Source organism: Streptomyces sp. AA1529, from assembly GCF_000280905.1.
In the GTDB taxonomy this organism is placed as follows: Bacteria; Actinomycetota; Actinomycetes; order Streptomycetales; family Streptomycetaceae; genus Streptomyces.
In genome coordinates, this window is sequence record NZ_ALAP01000098.1 from 103,296 (window position 1) to 121,115 (window position 17,820).

Consider the following 17,820-nt stretch of genomic DNA (forward strand, 5'->3'; position numbering starts at 1 on the left):
GGCCACTACGCCGTCGATCCCGAGCCGTGGGGAGCACCCTTCGTGGCCCCGGACTCCCGGCACCCGAAGCCTTCCGGGAATCGCGCCCTCCTCATGCCGCCCGACATGACCGGCACGGTGTCCGCCGGGCCCCGGAATTCCGTCGTCGTTCATCCAGATGACGTGTCCACCGTCCAGTTGACCGGGGCCTCGACTGACCACTGGGGGTGCTGTGGGCCGCTCGGCACCGGAGGTCGCAACATGGCATGTGCCTGCGGAACGCGTCTGGCCACCCTCGCGGCGGACTGCATAGGCCCCCACGAACTGCACCTCGATCCGGTCCGCGTGTACGCCTTCACTCCCGACCCGCCTACGTGATCAGCCGGCGGCGCGGCGCGGGCCGGGCCGTTGCTCAGGCGGGCGACCGGTCGGTGTCCGGCGTGGGTGCCGTCGCGCAGCTCGGCGAAGTGGCGCGGAAGTGCGGGCACCGGGGCGGGGGGTTGCGGGGGTTGCGGTGTGCCGGTTCGTCGGGGCCGCGGGTGTGCGGCAGTCCGGGCCCCGGGAGGTGCCGGGACCCGGACGTCTCGGGGTCTGGAGGGCCCGGTCGCCGGGAGGTCCGGTCGGAGGTGCGGGTGCACCGAGGGGGCGGGGTCAGGCGTGCGTCGTGTCCTGCGGCGTGCGGGTGCGGAGGAAGAGCGCGGCCAGGACGGTGCCGAGGAGGACGAGTGCGGTGTCGACCGCGATGGCGGTGGTGACTCCGTGGTGGATCGCGGTGGCGGTGGTCGCGCCCGCGGTGCCGGCGGTGACGACGGCGGACATGACCGGCGTGCCCATGGTGATGCCGACCTGCTGGGACATCGAGGCGAGACCGGTGGCCAGCCCCTGTTCGGCGTCCGGGAGGCCGCTGGTGGCGGTGACCATGAAGCCGACGATGACGAGCATGTTGCCGACGCCGCCGAGGAACGTGGCGGGCAGCAGCAGGCCCAGCGCGGCACCGGTGGTGGTGCCCAGGAAGAGGAGGGCGGCGGTGGCGACCGCCTGCAGCAGGCCGCCGCCGACCAGGGCGGTCAGGGTGGAGGTCCGGGCGATGGCCTTCGGCGCGGCGAGTCCGCCGAGGACGGTGCCGATGCCCAGGACGCCGAAGGTGACGCCTGCGGTGAGCGGTGTGAAGCCGAGAGTCTTCTGCAGGTAGAGGGTGAGCAGGTAGACCAGCGAGGTCTCGGTGGCGAAGGCGAGGAGCCCGAGCACGTTCCCCCAGGCGACGTTGCGCCGGCCCAGGACCCTGAGCGGGACCAGCGGCTGGGCCACCCTGCGCTCGATCACGAAGAACGCGGCCAGCAGCGCGGCGCCCGCGGCGAGGCCGGCCACGGCGTGCGGGGCGGTCCAACCGTGCTCGCCGGCCTGGGTGAGGCCGTGCACCAGGGCGAGCAGTCCGCCGGTGACCGTGAGGGCGCCGGGCAGGTCGAGCCGGGGCCGGGCGGCGGGTGCGGGCTCCCGGATGACGACTGGCGCGACGAGGACGACGGCGAGCGCGACGGGGACGTTGAGGAAGAACGCCCAGCGCCAGGAGAGCAGGTCGGTCAGTACTCCGCCGAGGACGGCGCCGGTGGTGAACCCCGCGGACATGAGAGCGCCGTTGATGCCCAGTGCCTTCTGCCGCAGCGGGCCTTCGGGGAACGCCGTGGTGAGCAGGGAGAGCCCCGCGGGTGTCGCGGCGGCCGTGGCCAGGCCCTGGGCGACGCGGGCGGCCAGGAGCACCCCCGGGCTGGTGGCCAGGCCGCCGACGAGGGAGGACAGGCCCAGCAGCGCGAGGCCGGCTATGAAGATCCTCTTGCGGCCGACCAGGTCGCTGATGCGGCCGAGGAAGAGGGTGAAACCGGCGGCGGCGAGTGCGAACGAGGTGGCTATCCACTGCAGGTCGGCGAGGGGGAAGCCGAGCCCGTCGCCGATCGCGGGCAGCGCGACGTTCAGGATCGAGAAGTCGACGGCCAGCATGAACTGGGCGACCAGCAGCACGGCCAGGATCACCTTCAGCCGCCCGGTGAGCTGCCGGGGTGCGGCCATCGGCTCCGGCACCGCCCTGACGTCGGGGGTCGGCGAGGTCGACTCCGGCGTTGTTGTAGGCATGACAGGACTTCCTTCCGGTGGACCGCTGCGGTCGAGGGTGCGGCGGGCGGTGCGGCGGATGCGTGATGCGTCCAGGGCGGGGCGCCGAGAATGTAACGGGACTGGTGTTCCGTTATGCCCGCGAAGGTAGCACGAGAAAGCCTTTAAAGGAACCACCGTTCCGATAATGCTGGTCGGTCAGTGTCCGGGAGCGAACTGTCCCGGTCGGCCTGTGCGCGGGCGGACGGTCGCCTGATTCGCGACGGCGCCTGCCTGCCGGTCCGCAGTCACCGGGGCGGCAGTGGGCGGTCCGGGTGCGGAGGGCCTCCGCCGGGCGGTGGCGCACGAACCCGGGGAGCGCGGCGGCAGGGGCGACGCAGGGGTGCGCAGGGCGGCGGTCCGCCGCCGGGGTCGACGATGCCGTGACCACCGGTCGGCGGGCCGTGGGGTCAGCCCGCCGAGCGGTGGCGATTGGTGCCGCGCGTGGGGCGGGCGTGCCGTGAAGGGTGTGTGGGGACCGGTGGCAGGTCGAGCTGTCGGACGAGCTGGTGGAAGCAGAGCAGCGCCGTGATGGGCGGCAGGCCGGCCACCGCGATGCCCGCCGGGGTGGGCGGGGCGTCGGCGACGCACAGCAGGGAGGCGACGGCGGCGAAGAAGAGGACGACCAGCCAGGAGTGCACCGTACGGCGGCGGTAGGCCCGGGTGCGCAGAATCGAGAGCGTGGCCGCGACCCAGGGGGCGTAGATCAGCAGCGGCCAGGCGTGCGCGACTCCCGGGGGCGCCGACTCCTGGGCGAGGTCGTAGAGCGACGGGTAGGACGCCTTGGCGCCCAGGAAGCTGACCAGGAGGACGATCATGGCGGTGAGCGTGACCGAGAAGGCGCTCAGGACCCGCCGCCAGCTCAGTTCTCCCCGCTGTTGCTGCTGCTTCGCCCGCTCCAGGGGGCGTTCCTTGCGGTGCCGGGCCCGGGTGGCCGCACCGGAGGAGTCCGCCAGGCGCTCCTGCTCGACCGTGTCGAGGAACCGGGCGAGTTCGGCGTCCAGGTCCCCGTGGTGGTCGGTCTGCTCGCCGCGCTCGGGGTGCGGCGAGCCGAAACGGGTCAGCCCGAGGGTCCCGGTGTCGGTGGGGTCCAGTCGCACGGCGTTGTCGTTCCTGACCGGCGCGGCCCCCCAGGTGTGGGCCGGGTGCACATCCGGTTCAGCCGGTTTTCTCCGCCCGGGGAAGCCGGTGTCCGGATCAGGGGGTACGTAGGACGTGTACGAGTGCGACGTCTCGGTCAAGACTGAACTCTCTTCTCTGCGGGCAGGTTCAGACGACTGTGTCGAGACCGGTCCCGCACGCGCATGACGCCCTTGGTGGTGACCGACGCCGCGTCGCCCCGGTCGTCCGCGCCGACCAGCGAGGGCGGATGACGGGGATGACCGTCTCGGGTACATCCCGGTCAACGAATGCTCCAGCCGGCGGAAACCCCTGTGTGCAGTACTCAGACTTATGAGTATGCGGTTTTCCGCACGTATGTCACTCCTGCGTGGAGCAGCCGGAAGAGAGTCGGATGTGCAGGATGTCGTTTCACCGGATTTACGACCGCACCATGCGGCGCGTGGCCTCCCCGCTCGCTGCGGCGGATGCGCGATTCCGCCGGGCAGGAAGAGGAGCCGGCGGCAGTTCTCCCGGACGCCGGTAGCCTGGGGCTCCGCCGTCCGAGAGAGCTGCCGCCCCATGACCGAACCGTCCGCCGCGCGTGACGCGTACACGCACGAAGAGTGCGCGCAGGCCGGCCGCGCTGACGGTCATGCGCACGACCAGCCCGCGCGGCGCGAGCCGGCGCCCCGCGGCCCCTGGGGGGCACTGGTCGAGGCGGTGCGGTGCCCCGTCTGCGGCGACTCCCTGGCAGTGGCGGAACGATCGCTGCGCTGCCCGAACCGGCACACCTTCGACATCGCCCGGCAGGGATACGTCAGCCTGCTCTCCGGGGCCAAGCGCACCGCGAACGCCGACAGCGCGGCCATGGTGCTGGCCCGCACGGCCTTTCTGGAAGCCGGGCACTACGCGCCGCTGACCGGAGCGCTGGCCCGGACCACCGCCGCGCTCGGCCTCCCCGCGGAGGGCGCGGGGGGCACGGTGCTGGACGCCGGGGCGGGCACCGGGCACTACCTCGCCGCCGTCCTGGAAGCCCTGCCCGGCGCGGTCGGGCTGGCGCTCGACGCGTCGCCCCACGCGCTGCGCCGGGCCGCACGGGCCCACCCGCGTGCGGGCGCGGCCAGTTGGGACGTCTGGCGGCCGTTCCCGGTCCGGGACGGCTGCGCGGACATCGTGCTGAACGTCTTCGCGCCGCGCAACGGCGCGGAGTTCCGCAGGGTGCTGGGGCCTCGCGGGGCGCTGGTGGTGGTCACGCCGACCGGGCGGCATCTGCGGGAACTGCGTGGCGCGCTCGGCCTGCTGGAGGTCGACCCGGACAAGGCCGAGCGCCTGGAGCGCACCCTGTCCGGGCACTTCGCGCCGGAGCGGACCGAGGACCTGGAGTACCCCCTCGAACTGTCCGCCGCGGACGTGGCGAACCTCGCCGCCATGGGACCGGCCGCGCGGCACGTCGAGCCGGAGGAACTGCGGGAGCGGGCCGCCGCACTGGGGGAACGGGTGCAGGCCACGGCGTCGTTCGGCATCTCGGTGTACCGGCCGCTTCCCCCCGCCGGCTGATCCGTTCCGCCGGCACCGCCCGCCCCGGCGCGGCGAGCGGCCGACCGCCGCGTCCGGTCCGCCGCTTCCCGGCCGCCGCGCTCCGGGGCGCGGCGCTCCCGTCTGCCGCTTCCCGGCCCGCCGCCTCCCCGTGCCGTGCGGTGGCCTCCGCTACGCGGCCCGCGGCGCTCCCGCCTGCCCGGGTGCGTTCGCCGCAGCGGCCCGCTTGAGGCGGTCGGGGGTGGCGGCCAGGACGTCGTCGAGCAGACCGCGCGAGGTGTGCAGGGCCTCGATCTCCGCGGTCATCCGGTCGCGTTGGGCGAGCAACTGCCCCACCAGGTCGGGGCAGGTCGGCACGAGGCGATCAGCCTCGTCCCGCAGGCACGGCAGGATCTGCGCGATCGCCGAGGTCGACAGCCCCGCCGACAGCAGGCAGCGCACCCGGCGCACCGTGTCGACATCCGTCTCGCGGTACTCGCGGTAGCCGCTGGGCAGCCGCTGCGGGCTCAGCAGACCCTGCTTCTCGTAGTAGCGCAGCAGCCGCTCGTGGACGCCGGTACGGCGCACCATCTCCTTCATCCGCACGGCACGTCGACCTCCTCGGAGCCGCCGGAGGCATCCCGCCCCGGACGCGGCTTGACTCTGACACCGATGTCGGAGTTTAGCTTCTGGAGCATGACCGAGAAGCACACCGCGGCCGCGGCCGCATTCCCGACCCTGGATGTACACGTGCACGGCAGCGGCCCCGCACTGCTGCTCGCACACGGCGCCGGCGGAGGGATCGAAGCCAACTTCGGGCACGTACGGGACGATCTGGCGTCCGATCACACGCTGATCGGACCGCACTACCCGGGTGCCGGAGGCACGCCCCGGGCGGCGGCGCCGCTCGACCTGGACACGCTGGCGGACGCCCTCGTGCAGGCCGCGGTCTCGCGGGGGCACGAACACTTCACCGTGCTGGGGGAGTCCCTGGGGACGGTGGTCGCTCTGCGGGCCGCGGCGCGGCATCCGGAGCGGGTGACCGGGCTCGTGCTGACCGCCGGGTTCGCGGTGGCCGACCCGCTCCTGGAGTTCGCCGCCGCCCTCGTCACCCGCCTGGGGCGGGCCGGGGAGTGGGACGCGGTCGCGCGCGTCGCCACCCAGTCCGCGCTGTCGGACGGCGAACTCGGCGCACTCACCGCCGAGACGCTGGAGGACGCCGTCGCGGCGACCCGGGAGGGGCTGCCGCCGGGCACGGTGGACCACTTCGACCTGGTGCGCCGGGTCGATGTGCGCGGCGATCTCGCGAACCTCCGGGTGCCCGCGCTGGTGGCGGTGCCCACCGGTGACCGCCTCGTCCTGCCCGACAGCTCCCGCAGGCTCGCCGCCGCCCTTCCGGACGCCGCCCTGGTGGAGATCCCGGGCGGCGCCCATGTCCTGGGCGAGCAGGACCGCAAGGTGTGGCTCGGGCATGTGCGGGAGTTCCTCGCCGGGCTGCCGGAGGGCGCGGCGCGTACCGCTCAGCAGCCGCCGCAGTTGTAGTAGGTGACGTCCCAGTGGTTGCCCTCGCGGTAGTAGATGTTGCCCGAGGCCGACTTCCACTTGGAGCCGCCGATGGAGGTGAAGGCCCCGGTGATGTAGTTGTCCAGGCAGCTCGAGAGGGACATGTCGAGCTTGTAGCCGTTCCAGTGGCTGTAGGTGCCGGAGGCGTGCCCCGTCTCCGTGCCGCCGGTCAGCCGGACGGCACAGCCGGACGCCCTCTTGAGGGTGACGGCGCCGTCCGCGGTCTGCGACCGGAGCCCCTGGAACGAGGTGCAGGTGGAGTTGTTCCGGTCCGAACAGCCGCCGCTGGACGTCCAGGTGATCCCGGCGGACCGGAAGATGGACGTCGCCTGGGAGTGCGTCAGCTTCGCGAGGAGCTGCGGGCTCCCGGCGGCCCGCGTGGGGCTCTGCTGGGTCGCGGGGGACGCCTGTGCCGCCTGCGCGTTCACCGGCGCGGTCAGCGCCAGTGCGGCGGCCGCGGCGGCGCCGAGGAGTGCGGTCCGAGCGTGGCGAGTGGGTCTCATGGGTGCCTGCCTTCCCGAGGGACGGGGTGGGGGGTGCACGACTCGCGGAGTGTCGGGGGCGGTGGTCGGGCGTCAACGTAGCGGCATGGCAGGGGCATGTAAACAATGTCCCCGAGTGGTACGGCCATTGGCGGTCAGGGCGTCCCTGGGACACGCTCCGGGCGCCGCGGAGCGGCGGCGGGCCCGGTTCAGGGCAGCAGCTTCAGCCCCACCGCACCGCCGACGATCAACAGCAGGCACAGCAGCCGTGCCACGGAGACCGCGTCCCCCAGCACGGCCATCCCGTAGAGCGCCGTGCCGACGGCGCCGATCCCCACCCACACCGCGTACGCGGTGCCCAGCGGAATCTGCGAGACGGCGTACGACAGGCCCGCCATGCTGGCCGCGAGTGCGACCAGGAAGAGCACCGAGGGCCACAGCCGGTGGAAAGTGTCCGACGCCTCCAGAGCGGTCGCCCACAGCGTCTCCAGGCACCCGGAGACGATCAGTACGCCCCACGCCAGGCCCATCCGGTACTCCCTCGCTCCGCGCGCCCTGCCGATGCCACCGGGGCCCGGCGTCCGGACTCGGTCCCGCCCCCGAAGCCCCGGCCTCGCCGGTGCTCCGGGCGCCATCCGCCCCGTCGGCCCCGCCGACCGCGGCCGGTCTCCGCTAGCGCCGCCACCAGTGCGTCTCGCGGCCGCTCGCCCGTTCCCTCTCGCCCTCGCCGAAGCGCCCCGGCTCGTGCCCCGTGGTCGCGGATCCGGTGGGCGCGTCGGAGGCGTTGGGACACGACTGGGGCTTCGAGAGGATGTCCTCGACCTCCTGCCGCACCGCGGCCGCCAGATAGTGGCTGACACCCGGTCCCAGCGCCTCCCGCACGGCACCTGTGGAGGTCTCCTTCACATCGGCCACCACCACCGTGCTCGCGGGCGGGATCTCCGCGGTGAGCTCCTCCAGCCCCTCGTTCGTCTCCACGACCCGGCGGGCGTCGTGGCCGCCGCCGATCAGGCCCCCGGTGGTGAAGCCGAGCAGGGCACCCCGCGGCCCGCCCACCAGGCCCACCAGCGCACCGACGAGGCTGCCGACGGCGAACCCCGCGGCGCCGCTGATGTGGTCCACCTCGCCGAGGATCTCGGCGTGCCCGTTCGGGTCCCGGCTGATCACCCGGGCCTCCCGCAGGTCGAGCGCACCCTGGCTGTGGGCCCGCTCCAGCTTCTCCAGCGCGTGCTGTGCCGGCCCGGTTCCCCGGTCGGTGAAGTCGGCGCACACGATGTATTCCGTCATACGACCCACGATCCGCGCTCTCCCGGGCTCCGGCATCCCCAGTCCGGCGGCACCCGCGCGACCTGCGGATTCGTCCCGACGGCAGCCCTCGCGGCCCGGATCCTCGACCGGTCCCGTCCCGTCCGGTGCCGCGCCGCGCGATCCGTGCGGTGCTGCGACTGGCACCGGCGGGGTGCGGCGGGTGAGGGTGGCCCCATGAGCGTCGCGTTCCTCTTCCCCGGCCCCGACTCGCTGCGGGCCGGCATGCTGCACCGGCTGCCGGACACGGCCGCCTCGGCGACCGTGCTGGCCGAGGCCGAGTGGGACCATCCGGGCGGGGTCGCGGAGCTGGACACCGCCGAGGCGCTGGCCGGGTCCGAGGTGGCGCGGCACGTGAGTCTGCTGGTCGCCGGGGTGGCCGGTGCCCGGGCGCTGGTCGAGGACGAGGAGGTCCTCCCGGCCGCCGTGGCGGGCCACGGGCTCGGCGGCTACGCGGCGGCCGTCGTCGCGGGGCTCCTCACCTTCCCGGAGGCGCTGCGGGCGGTGCGGCTGCGCGCGGGACTCCTGGAGCGGGCGGAGGAGCCCCTGCACGATCTGGGCATCCGGATGGCACAGCACCTGGCCACGGTGCCGCGGCGGGCGCACACGCTGCCCTACGTGGCGGGCACCAGCGGTCTGTGCCTGCACGGCGACGCCAACGGGGTCTTCGACGACCTGGCCCGCTCCGTCGCGCTGCCGGTCCGGCACGAGGCCGTCACGGCGGCCCTGCGGGGGACCGGCGCCGACCGGTGGATCGAGCTGCCGCCCGGTCGGGCACTGACCGCGCGGCTGGCCGGGGGCGGGCCTGACGCGGTGGGGCCCGGGGTGCGGGTCGTCTCCGTCGAGGAGATCGGCATCGCACAGGCCGCCGACTTCGCCAGAGGCGTGACCGGGGATGTGAACGGGTTCGGGGATGTGACCGGAGAGGGCGCCGCGCCCGTCTGTTGACCGGGTTGTCGGACGGCCCGCAGGTTCCGGTGCGGTCAGTGGGTTCCGCGCAGCGGTTTGACGAAGCAGCGGCTCTCCCTGTGGAAGCGGTAGTGGCCGAACTTCGCGGGAGCCGGCATATATCCGGATGACGTGTACAGCGCGATGGCTTCCGGCTGCTGCAGCCCCGTCTCCAGCACCACGCGGGCGCGGCCCGCCTCCCGTGCGTCGTCCTCCAGCAACGCCAGGATCCGGCGTGCGAGGCCCTGGCCGCGCGCCTCGGGCACGACGAACATCCGCTTCAGCTCGGCGTCGCCGTCCGCGTAGTTCTCGTCCTCCTCGTCCGGCCCGTGCGCGGCGTCCCGCGCCCGCCAGGCGCCCGTCGCGACCGGCCGCTGTTGCGCGTCGTAGGCCAGCAGATACAGACCGCGCGGCGGCTGGAACATCGACGGGTCCAGCGGCGTCGCATCGCCTTCCGGATCGCCGTAGCGCAGCGCGTACTCCTGGAGCACGAGGTCGCTGAGCTTCCGGGCGTCCGGGTGGTCGTAACCGACGGGAACGATCTGCATGCGGGCATCGTAGAGCGGGCGGAAGCGCCGGGGGCCGGCCGGTCGGCCGCTGCGGGACGGACGCTTGCTCCGTGTCGTCGGTCACAGGCAGGGCAGCCCACCGCCGAGGGCGGGCGCCGCAGGCGTGGGGCGGCGACGACGGCGCGGTCGGTCGCGGGCCGCACCGGCATATGGTGCGAAGGACGCGCGTACCGATGAGGAGCATGTTGTGCACAAGGTGAGCACGGTCAACGTGAACGGATTGCGGGCCGCGGCCAAGAAGGGGTACGCGGAGTGGCTGGCGGCCACCGACGCGGACGTGGTCTGCCTCCAGGAGGTCCGCGCGGAGCCCGAGCAGCTGCCCGAGGCGGTGCGGCATCCGGAGGGATGGCACGCCTTCTGGGCACCGTCCTCGGCGAAGGGCAGGGCCGGGGTGGCGCTGCTCACCCGCCGGGAGCCCGACAGCGTGCGGGTCGGCTTCGGCACACCCGAGTTCGAGGAGTCCGGCCGGTACCTGGAGGCGGACCTGCCCGGTCTGACGGTCGCGAGCCTCTATCTGCCCTCGGGGGAGGTCGGCACCGAGCGGCAGGACGAGAAGGAGCGCTTCATGGCGGCGTTCCTGCCCTATCTGCGCGATCTGCGGGAGCGGGCGGCGGCGGCCGGGCGTGAGGTGCTGGTCTGCGGCGACTGGAACATCGCCCACCAGGAGGCCGATCTGAAGAACTGGCGCGGCAACAAGAAGAGCTCCGGGTTCCTGCCCGAGGAGCGCGCCTGGCTCTCCCGGGTCCTCGACCCGCAGGACGGCGGCTGCACGGATGTCGTGCGCGCGCTCCATCCGGAGGTCGCCGGCCCGTACTCGTGGTGGTCGTACCGGGGGCGCGCCTTCGACAACGACACGGGATGGCGGATCGATTACCACATGTCCACGCCGGGCCTGGCGGAACGCGCGGTGAAGGCGTACGTGGAGCGGGCCGCCACGCACGCCGAGCGGTGGAGCGACCATGCGCCGGTGACCGTCGACTACGGCGCCTGAGCCCGGCGGCTTCCGAAACGGGGCCTGAGCCCGGCTGTCTCCGGAACCGGTCCGCGCCTCTCCCCGGCCGGCGGCGGGTGCTCGTGACTCCGCGACGGGCGGCCGGGGCGTCGGCGGATGCCGCGGTCTTGTGCGGCCGGTACGGGCCGGGCCACCGTGGAGCCGGTGGGGCGAGGGCCCCGCCGTCCCCAGGGGAGGCCGCCATGGACGCTGCCGCGGAGTGCGGAGCCGAGGACGGGACGGGAGCGGACGGGACGGGGGCGGACGCCGGTGCCGTCGCCTTGCCCGCCACCCGGATCGGTGACGGTGCGCACCATGTGATCGCCGTGCACGGCTGGTTCGCGGACCGGCGTGCCTATGCTCCGGTGCTCGACGTGCTCGACCGCGCCACGTTCAGCTACGCCGTCCCCGATCTGCGCGGCTACGGGGAGGCGCGGGACATTCCGGGTGCCTGTACGGCGGGTGAGGCCGCGCGGGACGTGCTGGCGCTGGCGGACGCGCTGGGCTGGGAGCGGTTCTCGCTGGTCGGGCACTCGATGGGCGCGGCCGTGATGCAGCGGGTGGTGCTGGCGGCGCCCGGGCGGGTGCGGCGGATGGTGGGGATCGCGCCGGTGCCGGCGAGCGGGGTGCCGCTGCGGGGCGAGCAGTGGGTGCTGTTCGCGGAGGCCGCGCGGCGCCCGGCCAACCGCAGGGCGATCATCGACTACACCACGGGCAACCGCCGCCCGGACGCCTGGCTGGATCTGATGGTCGAGCGGTCGGTCTCGTGCACCGATCCGGCCGCGTTCCGCCGCTGGCTGGACTCCTGGGCCCTGGAGGACTTCCACGGGGAGGTGCGGGGCTGCCGGGTGCCGGTGCGGCTGGTGGTCGGGGACGGCGACCCCGTGCTGTCGGCCGAGGTGGTCCGCGCCACATGGCTGCGCTGGTACACGGCCGCCGAACTGGTGGAGTTGCCCGCGGCCGGTCACTATCCGCTCGACGAGACGCCGCTGGAGACCGTGCGAGCGGTGGAGGACTTCCTGCGCGCCGACGGGCGGCCCGGCGAGGCCCCGAACGGCGGCCCCCAAGACCCCGGCGACCCCGGCGGCCCCGGCGGGGTCCGCGCTCCGCGCGGGCGGGAGGGCGCGTGAGCGGCGCCGTTCCGGAACCCGGCGTACCGGGCCCTGCCTCCGCCGCTGCTTCTCCGGAACCCGCCCCGCAACCGGCCCCGGGCTCCGCCGCACCGGCCCCGGGCTCCGCCGCACCGGCCCCCGACCGGGACGTGTTCGATCCGCGCCGCTACGCGCGGGGGCTGCCGCACGAGGTGTTCCGTGCGCTGCGGGACGGCGAGCCGGTGGCCTGGCAGCCGGAGTACGAGGTGCTGGGCTGGCCCGCGGGGCCGGGGTTCTGGGCGGTGACGCGGCACGCGGACGTGCTGCGGGTGCTGCGTTCGCCCGGCGACTTCTCCTCGTACGAGGGCGCCACCCAGATCCGCGATCCGGCGCCGGAGGATCTGCCGTTCATCCGCCGGATGATGCTCAACCAGGATCCGCCGGCCCACAACCGGCTGCGCACTCTGGTCAGCCGTGCCTTCACCCGGCGCCGCGTGGAGCGGTTCGAGGCCCAGGTGCGGCAGCGGGCGCGCAGACTGCTGACGGGGGCGCTGCGGCAGGCGCGGGAGCGGGGGAGCTGCGATCTGGTCGCCGCCGTCACCGACGACTTCGCGCTGCTGAACCTCGCGGATCTGCTGGGGGTGCCCACCGGGGACCGGGGGCTGCTGCTGGAGTGGACCGAGCGGATCATCGGCTACCAGGATCCGGATCAGGCCCGTACCGTGCTCGGTCCGGACGGCCGTCCGGCCGATCCGCGGTCGCCGGCCATGCTCCAGGAGATGTTCGACTACGCGCGCCGGCTGGCGTCCCACAAGCGTGCGCATCCGGCGGACGATGTCATGACCGCGCTGGCGCACGGTTTGACGGGTGCCGAGCTGGAGATGTTCTTCTTCCTGCTGACGGTTGCGGGCAACGACACGGTGCGCAGTGCCGCCCCGGGCGGGTTGCTCGCACTGGCGCAGCATCCGCGCGCCCAGTGCACCCTGCGGGAGCTGGTGCGGGCCGGGCAGGTGCGGGCGCAGGCGGTGGCGGTGGAGGAGCTGCTGCGCTGGCACACCCCGGTGCTCAGTTTCCGGCGCACCGCGGTCCGGGATCTCGAACTGTCGGGGCGGCGGATCGGCGCGGGCGAGAAGGTGGTGGTCTTCCACGCGTCCGCCAACTATGACGAGCGGGTCTTCGACGCGCCGCACACGCTGGATCTGGCCCGTGCGCACAATCCGCACGTGGCGTTCGGTGCGGGTCCGCACGTGTGCATGGGTGCCCATTTCGCGCGCCTCCAGTTGCGTGTTCTGCACCAGGAGGCGGCGCGGCTGCTGCCGCCGTACGAGCTGCTGCAGCAGGGGGAGGGGCCGGGCAGGTGCGCCGGCTAGTCTCCAACTTCATCCACGGGATCAAGGCACTGCCGGTCCGGCTGTCCGGTGCCTAGCCAGTCCTCCAGCTCGGCGCGTACCCGCCGGTCCAGGGCCAGGCCCAGTTCCGCCTCGACGATCTGTTTGGCGGTCGGTGCCAACTGGGTGAGCAGGTCGTTCAGCTCGGCCGGATCGGTGGACTGCTGCCGGGGCAGCAGATGGGTGCGGAAGAGGCGGGCGAAGGTGGCGGCGATCTCGTCGGTCTGGGTGCGCAGTTCGCGGGCCGCGGCCAGTACGTCGGCCAGCGGGATGCCCTTGGCGACCAGTTCGGCTGAGCCGTCCAGCAGCCGGCGGCTGGTGTGGACGAATTCGTCGCCGTCGACGGCCACGTAGCCGAGGTCCAGGGAGTCGGCCAGGTTCTCGGGGGTGACCTCGCCCTGGAAGCGGTCGGCGAGTTCCTCCGGGGTGAGCCGGACGGGGATCTCCTCGGAGAAGGGGGTGACCACCGCGCTGTCCAGGCCCATGACCTCGGCGGCGGTGCGGACGTCGCGGCCCTTCTCGAAGGCGTCGAGCAGGTCGGCGATGCCGCCGAGGGTGTGGCCGCGGGCCAGCAGCGCGGTGATGCTGCGCAGCCGCGCGAGGTGGTGGTCGTCGTACCAGGCGATGCGGCCCTCGCGGCGGGGCGGCGGGAGGAGTTTGCGTTCGCGGTAGAAGCGCAGGGTGCGGGTGGTGATTCCGGCGGCCGCGGCCAGTTGGTGGGCGCGGAACTCCCGCTGCCCGGCGGTTGGCCCACCGGCCGGGTCCTCGGCGGGTGGGCCGGCTCCGTCGGTCGTGTGTTGCTCGTTCGCGCTCGCCACGTCTCCCAGCCTAGGTCGTGTCGGCGGAGTCTCCGCCGTCCTGCGGGCGGACGACGCTGCGTCGGGGGCGGTTCCGGGCCGGGCGCCGGGCGCGGCCGTCTCGGTGCGACCGCCGGTAACTTTCCTCGCGCCGACCCCTACCCATGAGTATGCGACTGCCCTACTCTCATGACTGTGCCAGTGATTACTGGCACGATTCGGGGTCCGCGGTGCGCGAGCGCGGCAGGACGCGACACCCACGACGCAGCACGCGACAGATCCGGGAGGCGGCGGCATGGCGGCCGAGCACGAGCAGGAGCACGTACGGGTGGCGGTGATCGGCACGGGGTTCGGCGGCCTGGGAGCCGCCGTACGACTGCGCCGCGCGGGGACGACGGACTTCGTCGTCCTGGAGCGCCGGGAAGCCGTCGGCGGCACCTGGCACGACAACACCTATCCGGGATGCGCGTGCGACATCCCCTCGCACCTGTACTCCTTCTCCTTCGCGCCCAACGCCGACTGGCCGCGCAGCTTCTCGCCCCAGCCGGACATCCGCGCCTACCTGGAGCAGGTCGCCGACACCTTCGGGCTGCGCCAGCACATCCGCTTCAACACCGAGGTGCAGCAGCTGAGCTGGGACGCGGAGGAGCTGCACTGGCGGGTGGAGACCTCCGCGGGCACGCTCACGGCCGACCTGGTCGTCTCCGCCACCGGACCGCTCTCCGAGCCCAAGCTGCCCGACATCCCCGGCCTGGACTCCTTCGAGGGGAAGGTCTTCCACTCGGCCACCTGGGACCACGACTACGACCTGCGGGGCAAGCGGGTGGCGGTGGTCGGCACCGGCGCCTCGGCGATCCAGATCATCCCCGCCATCCAGCCGGTCGTCGGCGAACTGACCGTCTTCCAGCGCACCCCGGCCTGGGTGCTGCCGCGCAACGACCGCCGTATCAGCGCCACCGAGCGGAAACTGCACGCCCGCTTCCCCGCCACCCAGAAGCTGCGCCGCTTCGCACTGTGGGGCGTACGGGAGCTGGAGACGCAGGTCTTCGCCAACCACCCGAACCTGCTGCCCGCCGTGGAGAAGATCTCCAAGCTGCACATGAAGCGTGCGGTCAAGGACCCCGAGCTGCGCCGCAAGCTGTCGCCGGACTACCGCGTCGGCTGCAAGCGCACGCTGCTGTCCGACGACTACTATCCGGCCCTCGCGCAGCACAACACACACGTCGTCGACTCCGGCCTCAAGGAGGTCCGCGGCAACACGCTGGTCTCCGCGGACGGCCGCGAGGTGGAGGTCGACGCGGTGGTCTTCTGCAGCGGCTTCCACGTCTCCGACATGCCGCTCGCCCACCTGGTCAAGGGGGCCGACGGGGAGACGCTGGCCGAGGCGTGGGCCGAGGACGGGATGAACGCGCTGCGCGGGACGACCGTGGCCGGCTTCCCCAACTTCCTGTTCGTCATCGGGCCGAACACCGGCCTGGGTACCAGCTCGATGGTGCTGATCATCGAGGCACAGCTCAACTACCTGGTCGACTACCTGCGGAAGCTGGACACCCTCGGCGGCGGCGAACAGGCCGCACTGGACGTCCGGCCGATCGCGCAGCACACCTACAACGCCAAGCTGCGCGAACGCATCGCCTCCAGCGTCTGGGAGACCGGCTGCACGAGCTGGTACCTGGACGCGCAGGGCCGCCCGGTGGCCGTGTGGCCCGGCACCACGGCCGAGTTCCGCAAGGCCACCCGGGAGGTGTGGCTGGAGGAGTACGAAGTGCTGCGCCCCGGCGGCGCGGGTGCGGCCCGCCGCAAGGCGCCGCTGCTCGCGGGGAGCACGAACCGGGGCGCGGCCACCGGCGCCTTCCACGCGGCGGAGGACATGCCCACTGCGGCGCGGAGCGGCAGTGCCGCCGCGGCCCGCCGCGACACCGCGGAGGACGTGCGATGAGCCGCATTCTGCAGGGACTCACCGGGCGCTACGCGCCGCCCGCGCCGGCGCGCGAGCTGACGGCACGCTCCGGGGACGGGGTGCGCTTCCCCGTCGAGGTGCACGGCCGGGCCGGCGACCCCGCGGTCGTCCTCGCCCACGGCTGGACCTGTTCGACGCTGTTCTGGGCGCCGGTCATCCGGGACCTGACCGCGGGCGGCCACCGCGTCGTGGTCTACGACCAGCGGGGGCACGGCCGCAGCCCGGCCCCCGCGACCCCGATGGCGTGCAGCACCGCCATGCTCGCCGACGACCTGTGTGCCGTCCTGGAGGCGGCGCTGGAGCCGGGGGAGCGCGCCGTCATCGGCGGCCACTCGATGGGCGGCATGACGATCATGGCAGCGGCGGGCCGGCAGCGGCTGCGCGAGCACGGCGCCGCGCTGCTGCTGTGCAGCACCGGAGCGCAGCATCTGACGGGGCAGGCCCGGGTGCTGCCGTTCCGCTCGGAGCGGGTGCGCGCGGTCGCGCACCGCGCGCTGCTGGGCTCCTCCGCGCCGCTGGGTCCCGTCACCCCGCTGACCCGCAAGGCCCTCGCCTACGGCACGCTCGGGCCCCGGCCCGAGCGGGACGCCGTCGAGGCGACCGCCCGCATCGTGCACGCCTGCCCCACCCGGGTGCGGTCGGCGTGGGGCGGGGTGCTGGCCGGACTCGACCTGTCGGCCAAGGTGCCGCACCTGGACGCGCCCACCGCCGTCGTCGCCGGCACCCACGACCGCCTCACCCCGCTCCCGCACGCCCACCGGATGGCCGCCCTGCTCCCGGACTGCACGGGCGTGCACCAGCTCGAAGGGCGCGGGCACATGACGCCGCTGGAGGAGCCCGGGACGGTCGCCGAGGTCCTGGCCGGGCTCGCCCGGGACCACCTCGCCACCGCCGGGCGCGCGGCGAAGCCGTCGAAGAAGAAGGAGAAGAGCGCATGAGCAGGGTCGCACTGGAGGGGCAGGTCGCCGTCATCACGGGTGCGGCGCGCGGCGTGGGGGCGCTGCTCGCGCGGAAGATGGCGGCGCGCGGCGCCAGGATCGCCCTCGTCGGGCTGGAGCCGGACGAACTGGAGCGGGTGAGCGCGTCCCTGCACACCGAATCGGCGCACTGGCACGCCGACGTCACCGACCACGAGGCGATGGCCCGGGTCGCACGCGAGGTCAAGGCGCACTTCGGGAAGGTCGACATCGCCGTCGCCAACGCCGGGGTGGCCACGGGCGGGCCGTTCATGGACTCCGACCCGGTCGCCTGGCGCCGGGTCATCGAGGTGAACCTCATCGGCGGCGCCGTCACCGGCCGGGCCTTCCTGCCCGTACTGCAGGAGTCGCGCGGCTACTTCCTGCAGATCGCCTCGCTCGCGGCGATCACCCCGGCGCCGATGATGACGGCGTACTGCGCCTCCAAGTCCGGTGTGGAGGCGTTCGCGCACAGCCTGCGCGCCGAGGTCGGGCACAGCGGAGTCGGGGTCGGCGTCGGCTATCTGAGCTGGACCGACACCGACATGGTGCGCGGCGCGGACGCGGACGAGGTGATGCGCGACGTACGGCAGCGGCTGCCGTGGCCCACCAACAAGACCTATCCGCTGGGCCCGGCCGTCGACCGGCTCGTCGCGGGCATCGAGCGCCGGTCCCCGCATGTGTACGGGCAGTGGTGGCTGCGCGGGATGCAGGGCATCCGCGGCTACCTCGCCCCGCTGATCGGCGGTCCCCTCGGGCAGCGCGAGATGAAGGCCGTCGCCGCCCGGCTGGAGTCCTCCGGCGGGGTGGCCACCGGGCTCGTCGGCGCGGGCGGAGAGGCGGACGAGAAGGCCCGCGCGGAGCGCTGACGCCTCCGGAAGCGCTGTCCCATGCCGGGGCGCACCGGCATCCGGACACGCTGCGGCTTCCTGCCGCCGTCACGGGGCAGGAAGCCGCGGCATGCCGATTCGGCGCCTGAGCAGTGCACCACCGGGCCCGCGGAGATTGCCGCCGGGCAGGGGGTGGGCCG

Annotated in this window: 16 protein-coding genes and 1 pseudogene; 9 read left to right on the forward strand and 8 right to left on the reverse strand. The window is 73.9% G+C overall.

Going from position 1 to position 17,820, the window contains the following annotated elements:
- Nucleotides 1-630 precede the first annotated feature (630 nt).
- Together A949_RS0129100 and A949_RS0129105 are read right to left on the reverse strand one after the other, a co-directional pair.
- The gene (locus A949_RS0129100; RefSeq protein ID WP_019359579.1) at nt 631-2,043 is read right to left on the reverse strand and encodes an MFS transporter; all 1,413 of its coding nucleotides are present in this window, start codon (nt 2,041-2,043) and stop codon (nt 631-633) included.
- 491 nt (nt 2,044-2,534) lie between these two features.
- On the reverse strand, nt 2,535-3,224 hold the full coding sequence (locus A949_RS0129105) for a DUF2637 domain-containing protein (protein ID WP_237735938.1): 690 nt from the start codon (nt 3,222-3,224) through the stop codon (nt 2,535-2,537).
- Between the two features lie 580 nt (nt 3,225-3,804).
- Between A949_RS0129105 and A949_RS0129110 the strand changes: the two genes are divergently transcribed.
- Nucleotides 3,805-4,782, forward strand: a complete 978-nt coding sequence (locus A949_RS0129110; RefSeq protein WP_019359581.1) for a putative RNA methyltransferase — start codon at nt 3,805-3,807, stop codon at nt 4,780-4,782.
- A 150-nt stretch (nt 4,783-4,932) separates the two neighbouring features.
- Here A949_RS0129110 and A949_RS0129115 read toward each other — a convergent pair whose 3' ends face one another.
- The gene (locus tag A949_RS0129115; RefSeq protein WP_019359582.1) at nt 4,933-5,340 is read right to left on the reverse strand and encodes a MerR family transcriptional regulator; all 408 of its coding nucleotides are present in this window, start codon (nt 5,338-5,340) and stop codon (nt 4,933-4,935) included.
- Between the two features lie 96 nt (nt 5,341-5,436).
- Here A949_RS0129115 and A949_RS0129120 point away from each other — a divergent pair, with 96 nt between their 5' ends.
- Nucleotides 5,437-6,282, forward strand: coding sequence for an alpha/beta fold hydrolase (locus A949_RS0129120; protein ID WP_019359583.1), 846 nt, complete (start codon nt 5,437-5,439; stop codon nt 6,280-6,282).
- Here the strand turns inward: A949_RS0129120 and A949_RS0129125 are convergent.
- From A949_RS0129125 to A949_RS0129135, 3 genes are all read right to left on the reverse strand, one after another.
- Nucleotides 6,261-6,806, reverse strand: coding sequence for a hypothetical protein (locus A949_RS0129125; RefSeq protein WP_019359584.1), 546 nt, complete (start codon nt 6,804-6,806; stop codon nt 6,261-6,263). The two genes, A949_RS0129120 and A949_RS0129125, sit on opposite strands and share 22 nt — an antisense overlap.
- Before the next feature lie 188 nt (nt 6,807-6,994).
- Nucleotides 6,995-7,315: an SMR family transporter gene (locus tag A949_RS0129130; RefSeq protein WP_019359585.1), complete on the reverse strand. Its 321-nt coding sequence runs from the start codon at nt 7,313-7,315 to the stop codon at nt 6,995-6,997.
- A 142-nt stretch (nt 7,316-7,457) separates the two neighbouring features.
- Nucleotides 7,458-8,072, reverse strand: a complete 615-nt coding sequence (locus A949_RS0129135; RefSeq protein WP_019359586.1) for a hypothetical protein — start codon at nt 8,070-8,072, stop codon at nt 7,458-7,460.
- 195 nt (nt 8,073-8,267) lie between these two features.
- On the opposite strand from A949_RS0129135, the gene A949_RS35800 reads away from it, so the two are divergent.
- Entirely contained in the window at nt 8,268-9,038 is a 771-nt protein-coding gene (locus A949_RS35800; protein WP_019359587.1) for an acyltransferase domain-containing protein, read from the forward strand.
- A 35-nt stretch (nt 9,039-9,073) separates the two neighbouring features.
- On the opposite strand, the gene A949_RS0129145 is transcribed toward A949_RS35800, so the two are convergent.
- The gene (locus tag A949_RS0129145; RefSeq protein ID WP_019359588.1) at nt 9,074-9,586 is read right to left on the reverse strand and encodes a GNAT family N-acetyltransferase; all 513 of its coding nucleotides are present in this window, start codon (nt 9,584-9,586) and stop codon (nt 9,074-9,076) included.
- 208 nt (nt 9,587-9,794) lie between these two features.
- On the opposite strand from A949_RS0129145, the gene A949_RS0129150 reads away from it, so the two are divergent.
- From A949_RS0129150 to A949_RS35005, 3 genes and pseudogenes are all read left to right on the forward strand, one after another.
- Nucleotides 9,795-10,598, forward strand: a complete 804-nt coding sequence (locus A949_RS0129150; protein WP_019359589.1) for an exodeoxyribonuclease III — start codon at nt 9,795-9,797, stop codon at nt 10,596-10,598.
- A gap of 203 nt (nt 10,599-10,801) precedes the next feature.
- On the forward strand, nt 10,802-11,728 hold the full coding sequence (locus A949_RS35000) for an alpha/beta fold hydrolase (protein WP_019359590.1): 927 nt from the start codon (nt 10,802-10,804) through the stop codon (nt 11,726-11,728).
- Between the two features lie 131 nt (nt 11,729-11,859).
- Nucleotides 11,860-13,115: pseudogene (locus A949_RS35005) on the forward strand (cytochrome P450).
- Here the strand turns inward: A949_RS35005 and A949_RS35010 are convergent.
- Nucleotides 13,056-13,895 (reverse strand): MerR family transcriptional regulator, encoded by an 840-nt coding sequence (locus A949_RS35010; protein WP_019359592.1) that lies wholly within the window; start codon nt 13,893-13,895, stop codon nt 13,056-13,058. The pseudogene A949_RS35005 and the gene A949_RS35010 sit on opposite strands and share 60 nt — an antisense overlap.
- A 274-nt stretch (nt 13,896-14,169) precedes the next feature.
- On the opposite strand from A949_RS35010, the gene A949_RS0129170 reads away from it, so the two are divergent.
- Genes A949_RS0129170 through A949_RS0129180 form a run of 3 tightly spaced genes read left to right on the forward strand, consistent with a single transcriptional unit; the run spans nt 14,170 to nt 17,659 of the window.
- Complete coding sequence (locus tag A949_RS0129170) at nt 14,170-15,813, forward strand: flavin-containing monooxygenase (protein WP_019359593.1); 1,644 nt, start codon at nt 14,170-14,172, stop codon at nt 15,811-15,813.
- Nucleotides 15,810-16,772 carry an alpha/beta fold hydrolase gene (locus A949_RS0129175; protein WP_019359594.1) on the forward strand — a complete coding sequence of 321 codons (963 nt, stop codon included), beginning with the start codon at nt 15,810-15,812 and terminating at the stop codon, nt 16,770-16,772. Before A949_RS0129170 ends, A949_RS0129175 begins: the two co-directional genes overlap by 4 nt.
- The gene (locus A949_RS0129180; protein ID WP_019359595.1) at nt 16,769-17,659 is read left to right on the forward strand and encodes an SDR family oxidoreductase; all 891 of its coding nucleotides are present in this window, start codon (nt 16,769-16,771) and stop codon (nt 17,657-17,659) included. Before A949_RS0129175 ends, A949_RS0129180 begins: the two co-directional genes overlap by 4 nt.
- Nucleotides 17,660-17,820: the final 161 nt, after the last annotated feature.